The following is a 14,093-nucleotide window of genomic DNA, read 5'->3' as shown; positions in this document are numbered from 1 at the left end:
TGACAGACGGTAGGCAAAGGTGGTGGCAAGTCAGCGGCGCATTATATCACTGACACCACCATGCCCCCTGGCGCGAGCACTGGCGGTCGCCCAGCCACCGTCAGGCAACATCCGGCCCTGGCTTGCCGATGAAGTATCCTTGCGCGTAGTCCACACCGAAAGTACGCAACATGTTCAAGGCACGTTCGTCTTCGACGAACTCGGCGACGGTCTTCTTGCCAAAACCGCGCGCCACCTCGGCCAGCGCCCGCACAAAAACCTGGTCATCCGGACTGTCAACCAGGGTACGGACGAACGACCCATCGATCTTGACGTAATCCACAGGCAACTGTTTGACATAGTTGAACGATGAAAACCCGATCCCGAAATCATCCAGCGAGAACGCGCAACCGAGTTCTCGCACCGCATTCATGAACGTGCGAGCGGCCGAAAAATCCGATACAGCCGAAGTTTCGGTGATCTCGAAGATGACGTGACTTGACAACAGCGGACTGCTGGCAAGTTCATCACGAATGAACGAAAACAGCCGCGGATCGTTGATACTGACGCCGGACAGATTGATCGAAAACTTGTAGTGCTTGCCGGCGGCAAACAACGACACCATCTTGCCGAACACTTCATGGATCACGTAACGATCGATTTCGCGGATCGATCCACTGTTCTCGGCTACTTCCATAAACATGCCGGGCGGGATCAGCGATCCGTCTGCCGCCCGCATGCGCACCAGCGCCTCGTAGTGACTGACCTGTTTGGCACGGATATCGAGTATCGGCTGGTAATGGACAACAAAACCCTGCTCCAACAGCGAGCGGTTGATCATCTCCTCCCAGTACAGGCGGCTCTGCATTTTCTCCTGTACGCCTTCGCCCTCGGAGTAGAGGTGCCAGCCAGCACCGCCTTTCGACTTTGCTTGGTACATCGCGATGTCGGCGTTGGCGAGCAGCTGCTTAACGTCCATCATTCCCTCGGCAAATATCACGATCCCGATGCTGGCGGAAACGCGATGGTTCGCACCTAATCCGGGGAACTTGATTTCCGCCAGCCGATTGTTGATTTTCTCGGCTACCTGAATGGCCCCGTCGCGATCACATTCGTGTAGCAGCACACCCAGTTCGTCGCCGCCCAACCGCCCCAGCAAATCGCTGGCCCGTGCCACGTTGCCGACTTCGTCGGCAACGATCCGCAGCAACGAATCACCGGCCTGATGTCCGCTCACATCGTTGACATACTTGAACCCGTCGAGGTCGAGATATAGCAGTGCACCATCATGCGCCGAACGGCGAGCGCTGTTCAGCGCGCGATCGAGCTCGTGCTGGAAATGCTGGCGGTTGACCAAACCCGTCAGCGGATCGTGCTCGGCCAGATAGCTGACGTGTGACTCGGCGCGCTTGAGCTCGGTGTGGTCAATGCCGACCGACAGGATTATTGTCCCCTCGCCCGCCCCCTCGGAAAGACGCGTGTGGTTCCAGGTGATTTCGTACGACTGACCTTTCGTGCTAACCAGAATTGATTCCAGCTGAACGCGCCGACGAGCGCCGGCGGCAATCCCCTGCACCGCCTGCTGGACCGCCACCTCAGACGGCCCGTCCCGAGAGACCAGCTGGAAGAAGCGCTTGCCCGGCACTTCTTCCTCTGCCCAGCCCGACAGCAAGCGCCCGTGGCGATTCAGCGTGAGAATCTGCCCATCAGCTGACTGTGTCAGGATGATGACTTGTGCGGTCTCGAGCAGGTTCTTGCTGAAATCTCGTTCGACGGAAATACGCTGCAGCATTTCTTCCATCTGGGTGGAATGCGCCGCAACATCCCGCTCCAGGGTCTCCAGCCGATACGACAGGGCTATCGCGGCTTCGTCAAGGCTGTCTATTTCATCATCGACCAGCCGCCGAACGCGGGGCGCAATTCGCGTGCGTGCCTCGGCAAAAGCGCTGCGCCCGAGCAGCGGGATGGCGCGCACGGCCCGGGTCATGCGCTGCAACGGCGCATGCACCAGCAGCGCCAACAACAGCAGCGAGAACAAGGAGGCCGCCAGCTCGCCCTGTAAGCGACTCCAGACTGATTTCCGAATATCGGCCAACGCTTGCGTGAGATCGTCGATAATCACCAAGAGGGCAGGCGATGCGCCGCCATCGGGCGCGTCGAGGGCCAGGAACGACAACTCGAATTGCTTTTCATCGTGAGACAGCAAGCGCCAGGCACGTCCACCGGGCAGCGGCGGAACCGCCGTCAGTTGATGCAGGAGGGACAGATTTCGTTCCGCGCTGCTCAGGGCAATCACCTGCAACCCCAAGTCTGACAATACGTTCTTGCCCTCCCGGTTGCCGCCCGGAATCAGTACACCGAGATCCGCGCCAGATAAACGGTGGAACGAGACCACCACGTCTGCCAGAGAGCTGCCCAAGACCACCGCCCCCGCCACCCGCCCCGCCGACAGGATCGGCGCCGCCGCGAACTGGGTGCAGACCTGCTCGCAGCGTGTCCACTGCATGGCCCGCTCATTCTCGATCACCGTACGTACCTGGGCGTTGTGATCGAGTTCCGTCAACGCATCGGTCCTCCAGGTGACCAGAGGAGGACCGGTCTTCGCGTAGACCTGCAGCGAGTCAAGGCCAAGATCCAGTTGCAGAACCGACCAGTAGCTATCAAAGTGTTGGTGCAGCAGCGCATTACCCGCACGCGTCTCGAACAGACTCACCCCGACCGAGTCGAGAGCAGCCAGCATGCCGGCCAGCGCCTGCAAGCGAAGTCCGAAGTCGCTGCGCAAGGCAAAAGCTTGGGCTACAAGGCGTTCTCTGGTCGCAGCGCGTTGGACTTCGAAGCGACTCGTCAAATCGTGGAAGTGAAGCCAGGACAAGCCGCCGTTAACCGTCAGCATCACCCCGCCCAGGGTCAACAGAACCTTCCATTTGAGGCTCAGAAATCTGGAACCGCTACGGGTTTTCGGCGGGGATAGCGTATCCGGCATTCGCGGGCATTAGAACCGGAAGGATCCGAGCAACATGAAGGTGTCCCAATACTGGCGCAGATCCTGCGCGTTGGGATTGTCCTGCACGGGCAGGAAGCCGGTGCCGTTGACGCGATGCGCTTCCGCCCGCAACATGAACTGCGGAGTCACGTCAAAGCGGACGCCAACCGTCCAGTCCCTTGCGAAACGAGTGAATCCGGGCAGACGGGTGGCCGCCGAAAAGTCCTTGCCATCGCGGTCAGCCTTGTCGGCGTAATAGGCATCGTAACGTAGAACCCCTTCCCACTTCGGAGCCAGTCGATAGGTTCCTTGCAGATAATAGCTCTCGCCAACGGTAGTGCCATTGTAGAAAAACGGGCCGAAATCCTGGGCCGAGATGCGACGGCTTGCGTACTCACTCGTCAGGCTCCAGTCTTCGGCGTTGTACTGGGCAGAAAATATCAGCGGCGTCAGCCTATGCGTTCCGGCCTGCAGCCGGTCTCCAACACCGGGCTTGTAGCTCAGTTCGAGATGCACAGCAGTGAAACCCAGAACATACCGGCCGCCTGCCCCTTCATACATGACCTGGAGATCGGGCGCCAGCTTGGAATCGATGTGACCAGGCCGGTTCGAACCAATGACGGCCGTCTGCGCCGCCTCGGTGTCCGTCTGCGGTTGGCCCAAGGCGAAACTGGCGGAAAGAGTGCCATTTTCGCCGTAACGCTCGACGTATAACTCCCCGCCATCGGCGGAAACGGTCAGGTTGCGCGTTCGCTCGAAATAGATCGATTGCGGCAGGATGATGCTCGGTCGAGTGAACGCGACGTCGCGCGTCTTGTTGTACAGGCCATAGGCGGTTTTGAACCGTCCCAGCCGAATTCCGCCCCGCCCTGCTTCGCTCGACACTGCCGTCCAGTCGACCAGGCCGTAATCCAGGCGCGCGTCGCCATCATCAGTCCCACCCGCCGTATACGAAAGCGCCTGGGCTGACAACTGTACGTCGGGCGTCACCCGCCACGAAGCATTTGCACCTATTTCCCAGTAGTCCTTGCTGATCTGGTCATCGCTCTTGCCGAACCAATTGTTGTCGCTCGTGTTCACCAGCGTTCCGGTGGCAAAACCGTGCACCTGGAGATCGCCGTCCAGGAAATCCACTGCTTGCGCGAGCGCTGCCGAGAGCGACAGGGCGCCAAACAGGGCTATGCTGCGCGCGGCCTTAGCGAATCTTGAGTACACGCACATTCTGATCGACCTCGCTTGCCTTGACGTAACCAATTGCCCCCGGGGTTGACGCCACTCGTGACAACATCTCCTGGGGCGAACTCACCTGCTCGGGGTATTGTCCCTGACCCGAAAAGACCTGTCGGTCCCAAGCCATCCGTAACTGGTGCGGGAACACTTGCAGCACACTCTTGCTGAACGTGGCATGCTCGGACGCGTCATCCCTCAGAACGAAGACCTTGACCGGCTTTCTGCCAGGCCATTGCTGCAAGAGCATGCCGAAAATGGCGCGCAAGGACGCTCGGGGAATCCCCTCTTCACTGGTCGTCGGATGCGTGATCACCACCATCACCGGCTCAGCCGTCTGCGCAGCCGCCGTGGCGACAGGCAGGACAGCCGCCAGCACACAGAGCAACAACAGTCGCCCGCGCGAAGTCACGAATTTAATAGGGAGAAGCTTTTCCATCACGGCGCATGCTACCAGACAAGGCGGCCAAACCAATCGCAATTTGTCGAGCGCCGCGGGTCGTGGGTTCTATGTTGACAATCACGCCCAGAACCCTTCAGCGCGCTTCCCCCAACGACCTTTTTGCCGCATCGCCCCGCGCGCAACCCCCACGCGCCGGGGTTCGCCCCGCTTTAGCCGTTGTCAGTTGCTGCGTGACAAGCGCCAGTACCGTGGGTGATGGCGTGGCCCATCCAGCTCAAGCAAGGCCGAAACGGATGCCGGCTCCACTCACGACTGCAGTCAACCGGCCTTTACATCTTTTCCAGGCGCGACGACTTCGATCCGACGGCGGACCATCGACACCTGGTCGCCGGCTCGAGACCTGGAGCAACGAGCGAGCCACCGTCTGGGGGAAAAAACCACGGCAGGGCCGTAGCTATCAGCCCGCACGACAGATCAAGCGGGACTGGGCTTGCCCGATACCGACGCGCTCTCCATCCAGCGTTTGATGCGAATAGCATCGCCAATGCGCGTTTGCTTGCCGACTGAATCAAGCAGCACGATAACCACCGGCTTGTCGGCAACGGTTGCCTGCATGACCAGGCACTTGCCCGCTTCCTGAATGTAGCCAGTCTTCGACAGGCCAATTTCCCAGGTCGGGCTCTTGACCAGCTGATTGGTATTGCGGTACTCGAGCTCGCGCCCTCTCACTTCAGCCGTGGCGCCCGAGGTCGTCGAGAACTCACGGATCAATGGATAGCGATATGCGGCAGCAACCATTCGTGCCAGGTCGTGTGCGGTGGCAACGTTGTTGCTGGTCAGCCCGGTGGGATCCTCGAAGTGCGTCCTGGCCATCCCGAGCGAGGCCGCCTTGCGGTTCATAGCCGCCACGAAAGCCGGCAAACCACCCGGGTAGTGACGGCCAAGTGCGTTGGCCGCGCGGTTCTCGGAGGACATCAGCGCCAACAATAAAGCCCTCTCGCGCGTCAGGACGGTTCCTACCTGGAGACGCGATCGACTTCCTTTCAAGTAATCGACGTCGTCATCGGTGATGGTAATCGGCGCCTGCAGATCAGGCATGCTGTCGAGCACCACCATCGCCGTCATTATCTTGGTGATCGAGGCGATAGGGACGACGGCTCTGGCATTCTTCTCGTACAGCGCCTGCCCACTATCCTGCGCAATCACCAGTGCCGAACCCGAGCGGACCGCCAGGTGCTCATGGTCTTGCCACAGATCGGCATCGCTGGCAAAGGCCGGGCTCACCTTCTTCTTCTGACCAACCGGCGCGTATTTGCTCTTTGCCACCGGCGAAGCCGACTTGCTACTCCTGGCGACGCGAGTGGACTTGGACTTCGACTTCGACGCCTTCGGCGCAGCCTTCTCCTTTTTCGTCGCCGCTGCTTTGCTCTTGTGTAATTCGGCCTTGCTCTTGGCCTTGTCCGCGGCGTGCGCGGCTTCCATTGACATCAGCCCGGTGCCCATCAGGGCCCCCAACAGCATCACTGCTCTCAGCATCATCCGCATCGCAAACCTCCTGCACGATCTACAATTTGTCATGATTCTAACGCAGCCCATCGTCCGAAAGAACCATACATTCAAAAAAATAAGAAGATAGCTCGACTATGTAATGTAGCACATGAAATGTCTTCAGGCATCAAGAAAAGTCTTTACATCGTCCTGGCGAACCATCGCGTCCCGATAGCCGAGATCGATCAGCGCGCCGGTGTAGGATTGCTCAAAGAGCAGATAGCTGGTCAAGGCGCCACCGCGCCGGTTCATTGCGCCAAGGCCGCGAAGCAGCATTTACACTGCCCATGGAAGTGCACGTGCATGTCCGGCAATCTGGGCCAGGGTCGGGTAGCGTCGGAAGCTCTGCCGCTGCCTCACCTCACTCATTCGGCCGACACCGATGACCAGAATTTTTTCGGCGCCGAGAGGAATCGCCGGGAAAATCGGCGCCAGTTGGCGCATTGACCCGTCTCCGAAATACTCGCGGTTGAGATGTACGGCCGGGAAAATGAAAGGAATGGCGCTTGACGCCATCACATGGTCGACTGACAACTGCGCCCGACAACCGATGCGCTGCCTGCGCCGCCATGCCTGCACCTTCGGATGCGCCGGAAAGAAACGCACGCCGTCGCCCGTGGCATACCGGGAGGCCGTGATGCTGACCGTGTAGAGAGTACTTTTGGCTAGCGAACGCTCACTGTTGCGACAGCGAAGTTTCTGCTCAAGCAGTCGGCGCAGGGGCTGATTGTCGAACAGGGACCGCGGACGACACTTGACCGCCCAACCGAGCAGGAAAGCGCCCAGCCAAGCAGCGCCGGTGCGGCCAATGCCGATCGGATCGGCCCGGTAGACCTGCCCGACATGAATGTTGCGCCAGACCTCGTCGATCGCTTCGACCGCAGCGCGAAAGTTGTAGGCGTAACCGGTCAGGGTGGCCGTGTTGACAGCGCCAGCCGAAGTCCCGCACAAGATCTGAAACGGGTTCCGGGTCGAGTGGCCGAGGAATTCTCCTACGGCGCGCAAGGCGCCGACCTGATACGCGGCACGCGCGCCCCCTCCGCCGAGAACCAAGGCGATTCTACCGTTCGCCATCAGGCTTCATGGTGGCGGTTTGCCGAGGAAGCGGCCATCGGTATCAACGGCAGGAGGGCAGCGGTCACCGCTACGCATCAAATGGCGCCGGTCGATGCGCAGCGATCAACGCTCGTTCATCAGTTTGTCGACGACGGCCAGAGCTGTCATGTTGACCACCCGGCGAACCGTCGCCGTCGCCGTCAGAATGTGCACCGGCTGCGCCGCCCCGAGCAAGATCGGCCCAATCGTCAGGTTGTCACCGGCGGCGATCTTCAACAGGTTGAAGGAGATGTTGGCCGCATCAAGCGTGGGCATGATCAGCAGGTTGGCCTGCCCTTTCAGGCGCGCATCCCCGGGAAAAACGCGCTGGCGTATCTGATCGTCAATCGCCGCGTCGCCGTGCATTTCACCTTCGACTTCCAGGCGCGGTGCGCGCTCCTTCAGCAAGCGCAGCGCTTCTCTCATCTTCAGGGCCGTCGGCGTGTTCTCGGAACCGAAGGACGAATGCGATAGCAGGGCAACTCGCGGGGTCACACCGAAGCGACGAACCGCGTCGGCGGCCAACAAGGTCATATCCACCAGCTGCTCGGCAGAAGGTTCGTAGTTGATATAGGTATCGGCGATGAACAGCGTGCGATCGGGCAACAGCAGCGCACTCATCGCGTACAGGCTGCGCACGCCTGGCGCCAAGCCGATGACATTCTCGACGTACCCACGATGCACGGCATGACTACCGAGCGTGCCGCAGATAAGACCATCGGCGTCACCCATGCGGACCATCAGTGCGCCGAACAACGAGGGACTACGCCGCACCTCGCGCTTGGCGAAATCGGCCGAAACGCCTTTGCGCTCCATCAAGCGCCGATACTCCTTCCAGTAGACCTCGAAATGATCTTCGACGAAGTCGTTGTAGCCGGTGTAGATGATGTCGAAGTCAACACCCGGCCGCACGCGCAGGTTAGCCGCCTCGAGCTGGCGGCTGATGTGACCCGGATGACCAATAAGGATCGGTTTTGCGATGCCTTCGTCGACGATCACCTGCACCGCGCGCAGCACGCGTTCGTCGCCACCTTCGGCAAAGACTATCCGTCTGGGCGCCTGCTTGGCCTGCGAGAACACCGGCTTCATGATCAAGCCAAAGTGATAGACGAATTCGTCGAGACTATCGCGGTAGGCGTCCATGTTCTTGATCGGCCTGGTTGCCACTCCCGATTCCATGGCCGCCTCGGCAACCGCCGGTGCGATCTTCCTGATCAGACGCGGATCGAAAGGATTGGGAATCAGATACTCGGGGCCAAAATTGGCCACCTTTTCGCCATACGCTTTTAAGGCCACTTCCGATTGCTCGACACGCGCGAGTTCCGCGATGGCCTTGACCGCAGCCAGCTTCATCGCTTCCGTAATGGTCGTCGCGCCGACATCGAGCGCGCCGCGGAAGATGAACGGAAAGCACAGTACGTTATTGACCTGGTTGGGGTAATCCGAGCGCCCGGTGGCGATGATCGCGTCGCTACGCACCGCCTTGACATCCTCCGGCAGGATTTCGGGATTGGGATTGGCCAACGCCATGACCAATGGTGACGGCGCCATTTTCGCCACCATGTCCTGCTTGAGAACCCCCCCGGCTGACAGCCCGAGGAAAACGTCGGCACCGCCGATCACGTCACCGAGGGTGCGCGCGTCGGTGGCCTTGGCGTAGCGCCCCTTGATCTCGTCCATGTCCTCGACGCGCCCCTCATAGACCAGGCCCTTGATGTCGGTGACCCAGATGTTCTCGACCGGAATCCCCAGCATCACCAGCAAATCGAGGCAGGCCAAGGCGGCAGCGCCAGCGCCGGAGGTGACCACCTTCACCTTGGCAAGATCCTTGCCCTGCAGGAGCAGGCCGTTGAGGATTGCCGCGCCGACAACGATCGCCGTACCGTGTTGGTCGTCATGGAAGACGGGGATCTTCATCCGTTCGCGCAGCTTGCGCTCGACGTAGAAGCACTCCGGTGCCTTGATGTCCTCGAGGTTGATGCCGCCAAAAGTCGGTTCCAGGGAGGCAATGATTTCGACCAGACGATCGGGGTCGAGCTCGTCAATCTCGAGGTCGAAAACGTCAATGTTGGCGAACTTCTTGAACAATACGGCCTTACCTTCCATAACCGGCTTGGCCGCCAGTGGACCGATTGGCCCGAGACCCAGTACTGCCGTGCCATTGGTGATCACGCCGACGAGATTGGCGCGCGAAGTGAGAGTGCTCGCCTCCGCCGGGAAAGCGACAATTTCTTCGCAAGCCGCAGCCACCCCTGGTGAGTAGGCCAACGAGAGGTCGTATTGATTGGTCAGTTGGGTGGTCGGCTGGATCGCTATCTTGCCCGGTCTGGGATTGCGATGATAAAACAGGGCAGCAGTACGCAACTGGTCTTTGTCTTTGTTCATGACTCTCTCCTGATGGAATATCTAACCAAAAGCGGCCGCTTGTGGCTCTCTGGCGGTCGATCAACGACGGGCCTGGAGGTCTCGCGCTCGGCCCTGCGGGCGGAACGGCGCTTGGCGATGGATGGCCAGCGCGGGCTGGACCTGTGGCATAATTACACAAACCCCGACAACCTTGTAGCACCAACGCCTAGCATGCCGATTTCCCCTGCTGCACCAGGCTTGTTTTTCGCCAGCCGCGACCGACGCGTCGCCCCCAATTGGGCTGGACGGACCCTTCCGGGTCCCGGCTCTGTTGGCCTGCTTCTGCGCGCGCCACGCCACGGTAAGTTCCGCTCCTCCACCTTCCTTCGAGAGTGATTACCATGAACCAGACTGTTTCGATAAATGCCCCGGACTACGTCAAACATGAACGCCTGAAGAAATGGGTTGCCGATATTGCTGCCCTCACCGAGCCAGCCCAGGTGGTCTGGGCCGATGGCTCGCAAGCCGAATATGATCGTCTATGTGCCGAGCTGGTAGAAGCGGGCACCTTCACCAAACTCAAGAAGCGCAAGAACTCCTTCCTGGCGTTTTCCGACCCTTCCGACGTCGCCCGCGTCGAAGACCGTACCTACATCTGCTCCGAGAAAAAAGAAGATGCCGGCCCGACCAACAACTGGGAAGACCCGGCCAAGATGCGCGAAACCTTGAACGGTGTCTTCAAGGGCTGCATGAAGGGTCGCACGATGTACGTCATTCCCTTCTCGATGGGTCCCGTCGGTTCACCGATCGCCCAGATTGGCGTCGAGATCACCGACAGCGCCTATGTCGTGGTCAACATGAAGATCATGACCCGCATGGGCAAGGCCGTCTTCCCGGTGCTCGGCACCGACGGCACCTTCATCCCCTGTGTGCACTCGATCGGCGCGCCCAAGGAACCCGGCCAGAAGGATCCACGCTGGCCGTGCAACCCGACCACCAAGTACATCGTTCACTATCCGGAGACGCGTGAAATCTGGTCCTACGGTTCGGGCTACGGTGGCAACGCGCTGCTCGGCAAGAAGTGTCTGGCCCTGCGCATCGCTTCCAACATGGCGCGCGATGACGGCTGGATGGCCGAACACATGTTGATTCTTGGCGTCGAATCGCCTGAAGGCAAGAAACACTACGTTGCCGCGGCCTTCCCGTCGGCCTGTGGCAAGACCAACTTCGCGATGCTGGTGCCGCCGGCCAGCCTGGGCGGCTGGAAGGTCACCACCATCGGTGACGACATCGCCTGGATCAAGCCGCGCCAGGACCAGAATGGCGTCACCCGTCTGTACGCGATCAACCCGGAAGCAGGCTTCTTCGGCGTCGCCCCGGGCACCAACGACCAGACCAACTTCAACGCCATGGCCTCGCTCGCCGAGAACACCATCTTCACCAACGTCGCGCTGACCGACGATGGCGACGTGTGGTGGGAAGGCATGGGCCCGGCACCCGAGCACGCCATCGACTGGCAGGGCAACGACTGGACGCCGGCGATCGCCAAGGAGAAGGGCACCAAGGCGGCGCACCCGAACTCCCGCTTCACGGCACCGGCATCGCAGTGTCCGTGCATTGACGACCAGTGGGAGAGCACCGAAGGGGTGCCGATCTCGGCCTTCCTGTTCGGCGGCCGTCGCGCCTCGACCGTGCCGCTGGTTTGCCAGACGGTTGACTGGGATCACGGCGTCTATGCTGCCGCCACGCTCGGTTCGGAGACCACTGCTGCTGCCTTCGGCCAACAGGGCGTCGTGCGTCGCGACCCGTTCGCCATGCTGCCGTTCTGCGGCTACAACATGGCTGACTATTACAGCCACTGGCTGAAGATGGGTAACGCCGCCGACACGGCGGTGCCGATCTTCATGGTTAACTGGTTCCGGACGAACGAAAAGGGCGGCTTCGCCTGGCCCGGTTTCGGTGACAACGCGCGCATCCTCAAGTGGATCATCGACCGCTGCGAGGGCAAGGTTTCCGCACGCAAGACCGCTCTCGGCTGGATGCCCAACTACGAGGATATCGACTGGTCCGGCGTAGACTTCTCCAAGGACCAATTCGCCGGCGTCACCAGCCTTGACCAGCAGGCCTGGAGGAGCGAACTGGAAGGCGTCAAGGAGTGGTTCGCGAAGATGGGCGACAAGTTGCCGCCCAAACTCGCAGACATCCGCAACGAACTCGAGAAGGAGTTCCAGGCAGCCTGATCGTCTGATCGAGCCATCGAAAGGCCGCCTGCGGGCGGCCTTTCTTTCGCCTGCCAAACGCCTTGTGGTTAAACTGCTTCCTTTCCTACAAGCGCCACCAATCGATCATGCCGACTTTTCCCGCCAAGCGTCTCGCCGAGATCGCCCCCTTCCACGTCATGGAGCTGGTGGCGCGGGCCAAGACACTCGAAGCCGAGGGGCGCGACATTATTCATATGGAGGTCGGCGAGCCGGATTTCCCGACGCCCGAGCCCATCGTCGCCGCGGCGCAGGCCCAGATTGCCACCGGCCGGGTGTTCTACACGCCCTCGCTCGGGCTTCCCGAACTACGCCAGGCCATCTCAGCCTTCTACACCACACGCTACGGTGTGACCGTTGCACCCTCGCGCATCGTCGTCACAGCCGGCGCTTCGGGCGCGCTCCTGCTGGCCATGGCGTGCCTCGCCGAGCCCGGCAGCCAGTGGCTACTCACCGATCCTGGCTATCCGTGCAACCGCAACTTCGTCCGCAGCTTCGAAGGTGTCCCGATCAGCATTCCCGTCCACGCCGACAACAACTTTCAGCCGACCCTTTCCGACGTCGAACAATACTGGAACGAGAGCAGCGCCGGTGCTCTCCTGGCGTCGCCAGCCAACCCCACCGGCACCCTACTGGACGATGCGACGCTGGCCGCGATTGCCGGCTTCGTCCGGCAGCAGGGTGGGCAACTGATCATCGACGAGATCTACCACGGCCTCACCTACGAGCGCGAGGTGCCGACGGCCCTGCAGTTCGGCGACGACATCTTCATCGTGCAGAGCTTCTCCAAGTACTTCAACATGACCGGCTGGCGACTGGGCTGGCTGGTCGTTCCCGAGCGCTTCAGCCGCGACATTGAAAAACTCGCGCAGAATCTCTTCATTTCGCCTTCGACACCAGCGCAGTACGCCGCGCTCGCGGCCTTCACCCCGGCCACCATCAGCATCCTTGAGGAGCGGCGCAACGAATTCCGCCGACGTCGCGATTTCCTGGCGCCAGCGCTTGAAAACCTCGGGTTCCGCCTGGCAACCAAGCCGGAGGGCGCTTTTTACATCTACGCCGATTGCAGTGCGCTGACCGACAACAGCGATCGTTTCGCGCGCCAATTACTCGAATCGGCGGGCGTGGCGATCACTCCGGGACTCGATTTCGGCAGTAACGCGCCGGAGAAACACTTGCGTTTTGCTTACACAGCGGGTGTCGAACGTCTGGCCGAGGCAGTTGACCGAATCCGTCGCTTTCTGGGCTGAGCAATTTTTTTGAGAAGTACTCGCCGGCAGCACCCAATAGTGCCCGTCAGCGACAGGCACCGGGCAGATCGCCGATCGTTGCCAGACGCCGCCAGTCGAAGCAAGGTCCCGGGTCGGTCTTTCTGCCGGGCGAGACCTCACTGTGTCCGACCACCGCTTCGATCGGGTAGTGCGCGCACAACAGCCGAACGACATCCAGCAAACGGCGGTACTGTATTTCCTCGAAGGGCAACTCGTCACAGCCCTCCAGTTCGATGCCCAGCGAGAAATCATTGCAACGCTGCCGCCCACCCCAAGAGGACAAACCGGCGTGCCACGCACGCTGGCGGCAAGACACGAACTGGATCACACCACCCTCTCGTCGGAGCAGCAAATGGGCTGACACCCGCAAGGTACTGATCTGCGGAAAATACGGATGCGCCGACGGATCCAGTTGATTGGTAAACAGCCGCACAATCGACTCGCCACCGAACTCCCCGGGCGGCAGGCTGATCGCATGCACGACAATAAGCGACACTGGTTCGCCATCCGGACGCTCATCGCGATTCGGTGACTCGATACGGCAAACGCCGTCGAGCCAGCCGTCAGCATCTATCCCGCGACCCGCGCCACGGCGGCCAACAGGCTTCACTCTTCGATGCCGAGCCGCTCGATGCGATAGCGCAGCGAGCGGAAGCTGACGCCGAGCAATCTGGCGGCCGCGGTCCGATTGAAAGCGGTCTTGTTCAGCGCCTCGAGAATTGCCTGCTTCTCGACGCGGTTAATGTATTCGTCGAGCGTCTCACCGTCTCGGCCGATGCTGCCATCAACCGCCTTTTCCGGCGCCAACTGCAAGTCGTTGACGGTCACCGAACCATTGCCGCACAGCGCGGTGGCTCGCTCGAGAATGTTTTCGAGTTCGCGTACGTTACCCGGGAAGCTATAGGCGGCCAGCGCTCGCAGGGCTTGCGGCTCCAGGCGCGGCGCTTGTGCGCCGCAGATGCGCTGCAACAGCGCTTCGACCA

At 60.8% G+C, this 14,093-nt stretch carries 11 protein-coding genes; 2 read left to right on the top strand and 9 right to left on the bottom strand.

What is annotated here, in order from left to right; all coding sequences use genetic code 11:
- Positions 1-100: 100 nt before the first annotated feature.
- The 7 genes from RUW20_RS08275 to RUW20_RS08245 form a co-directional block, all read right to left on the bottom strand.
- Positions 101-2,890 carry an EAL domain-containing protein gene (locus tag RUW20_RS08275; RefSeq protein ID WP_313951731.1) on the bottom strand — a complete coding sequence of 930 codons (2,790 nt, stop codon included), beginning with the start codon at positions 2,888-2,890 and terminating at the stop codon, positions 101-103.
- An 81-nt stretch (positions 2,891-2,971) separates the two neighbouring features.
- Positions 2,972-4,096 (bottom strand): hypothetical protein, encoded by a 1,125-nt coding sequence (locus RUW20_RS08270; protein ID WP_313951730.1) that lies wholly within the window; start codon positions 4,094-4,096, stop codon positions 2,972-2,974.
- Positions 4,097-4,157: 61 nt separating this feature from the next.
- Positions 4,158-4,628: a hypothetical protein gene (locus RUW20_RS08265; RefSeq protein ID WP_313951729.1), complete on the bottom strand. Its 471-nt coding sequence runs from the start codon at positions 4,626-4,628 to the stop codon at positions 4,158-4,160.
- Positions 4,629-5,066: 438 nt separating this feature from the next.
- Positions 5,067-6,137 carry a D-alanyl-D-alanine endopeptidase gene (gene pbpG / locus RUW20_RS08260; RefSeq protein ID WP_313951728.1) on the bottom strand — a complete coding sequence of 357 codons (1,071 nt, stop codon included), beginning with the start codon at positions 6,135-6,137 and terminating at the stop codon, positions 5,067-5,069.
- A 123-nt stretch (positions 6,138-6,260) separates the two neighbouring features.
- Positions 6,261-6,416 carry a hypothetical protein gene (locus RUW20_RS08255; RefSeq protein WP_313951727.1) on the bottom strand — a complete coding sequence of 52 codons (156 nt, stop codon included), beginning with the start codon at positions 6,414-6,416 and terminating at the stop codon, positions 6,261-6,263.
- Positions 6,417-7,214 carry a patatin-like phospholipase family protein gene (locus RUW20_RS08250; RefSeq protein WP_313951726.1) on the bottom strand — a complete coding sequence of 266 codons (798 nt, stop codon included), beginning with the start codon at positions 7,212-7,214 and terminating at the stop codon, positions 6,417-6,419. It abuts the gene before it with no gap.
- Between the two features lie 105 nt (positions 7,215-7,319).
- A complete protein-coding gene (locus RUW20_RS08245) occupies positions 7,320-9,620 on the bottom strand; it encodes an NADP-dependent malic enzyme (protein WP_313951725.1) in 2,301 nt (766 codons plus the stop codon).
- A 362-nt stretch (positions 9,621-9,982) separates the two neighbouring features.
- Here RUW20_RS08245 and RUW20_RS08240 point away from each other — a divergent pair, with 362 nt between their 5' ends.
- Both RUW20_RS08240 and RUW20_RS08235 read left to right on the top strand, forming a co-directional pair.
- A complete protein-coding gene (locus RUW20_RS08240; protein ID WP_313951724.1) occupies positions 9,983-11,821 on the top strand; it encodes a phosphoenolpyruvate carboxykinase (GTP) in 1,839 nt (612 codons plus the stop codon).
- 107 nt (positions 11,822-11,928) lie between these two features.
- Positions 11,929-13,089: a pyridoxal phosphate-dependent aminotransferase gene (locus RUW20_RS08235; protein WP_313951723.1), complete on the top strand. Its 1,161-nt coding sequence runs from the start codon at positions 11,929-11,931 to the stop codon at positions 13,087-13,089.
- A gap of 46 nt (positions 13,090-13,135) precedes the next feature.
- On the opposite strand, the gene ampD is transcribed toward RUW20_RS08235, so the two are convergent.
- Both ampD and RUW20_RS08225 read right to left on the bottom strand, forming a co-directional pair.
- On the bottom strand, positions 13,136-13,720 hold the full coding sequence (gene ampD, locus RUW20_RS08230) for a 1,6-anhydro-N-acetylmuramyl-L-alanine amidase AmpD (protein WP_409559327.1): 585 nt from the start codon (positions 13,718-13,720) through the stop codon (positions 13,136-13,138).
- Positions 13,717-14,093 (bottom strand): helix-turn-helix domain-containing protein (locus tag RUW20_RS08225; protein ID WP_313951722.1); only part of this gene is annotated, 377 nt, incomplete at its 5' end. The genes RUW20_RS08225 and ampD, both read right to left, overlap by 4 nt.

This window comes from Accumulibacter sp. (assembly GCF_032229525.1).
GTDB lineage: Bacteria > Pseudomonadota > Gammaproteobacteria > Burkholderiales > Rhodocyclaceae > Accumulibacter.
Note: the sequence above shows the minus strand (reverse complement) of the source record. Positions and strands in the feature narration are given on the sequence as shown.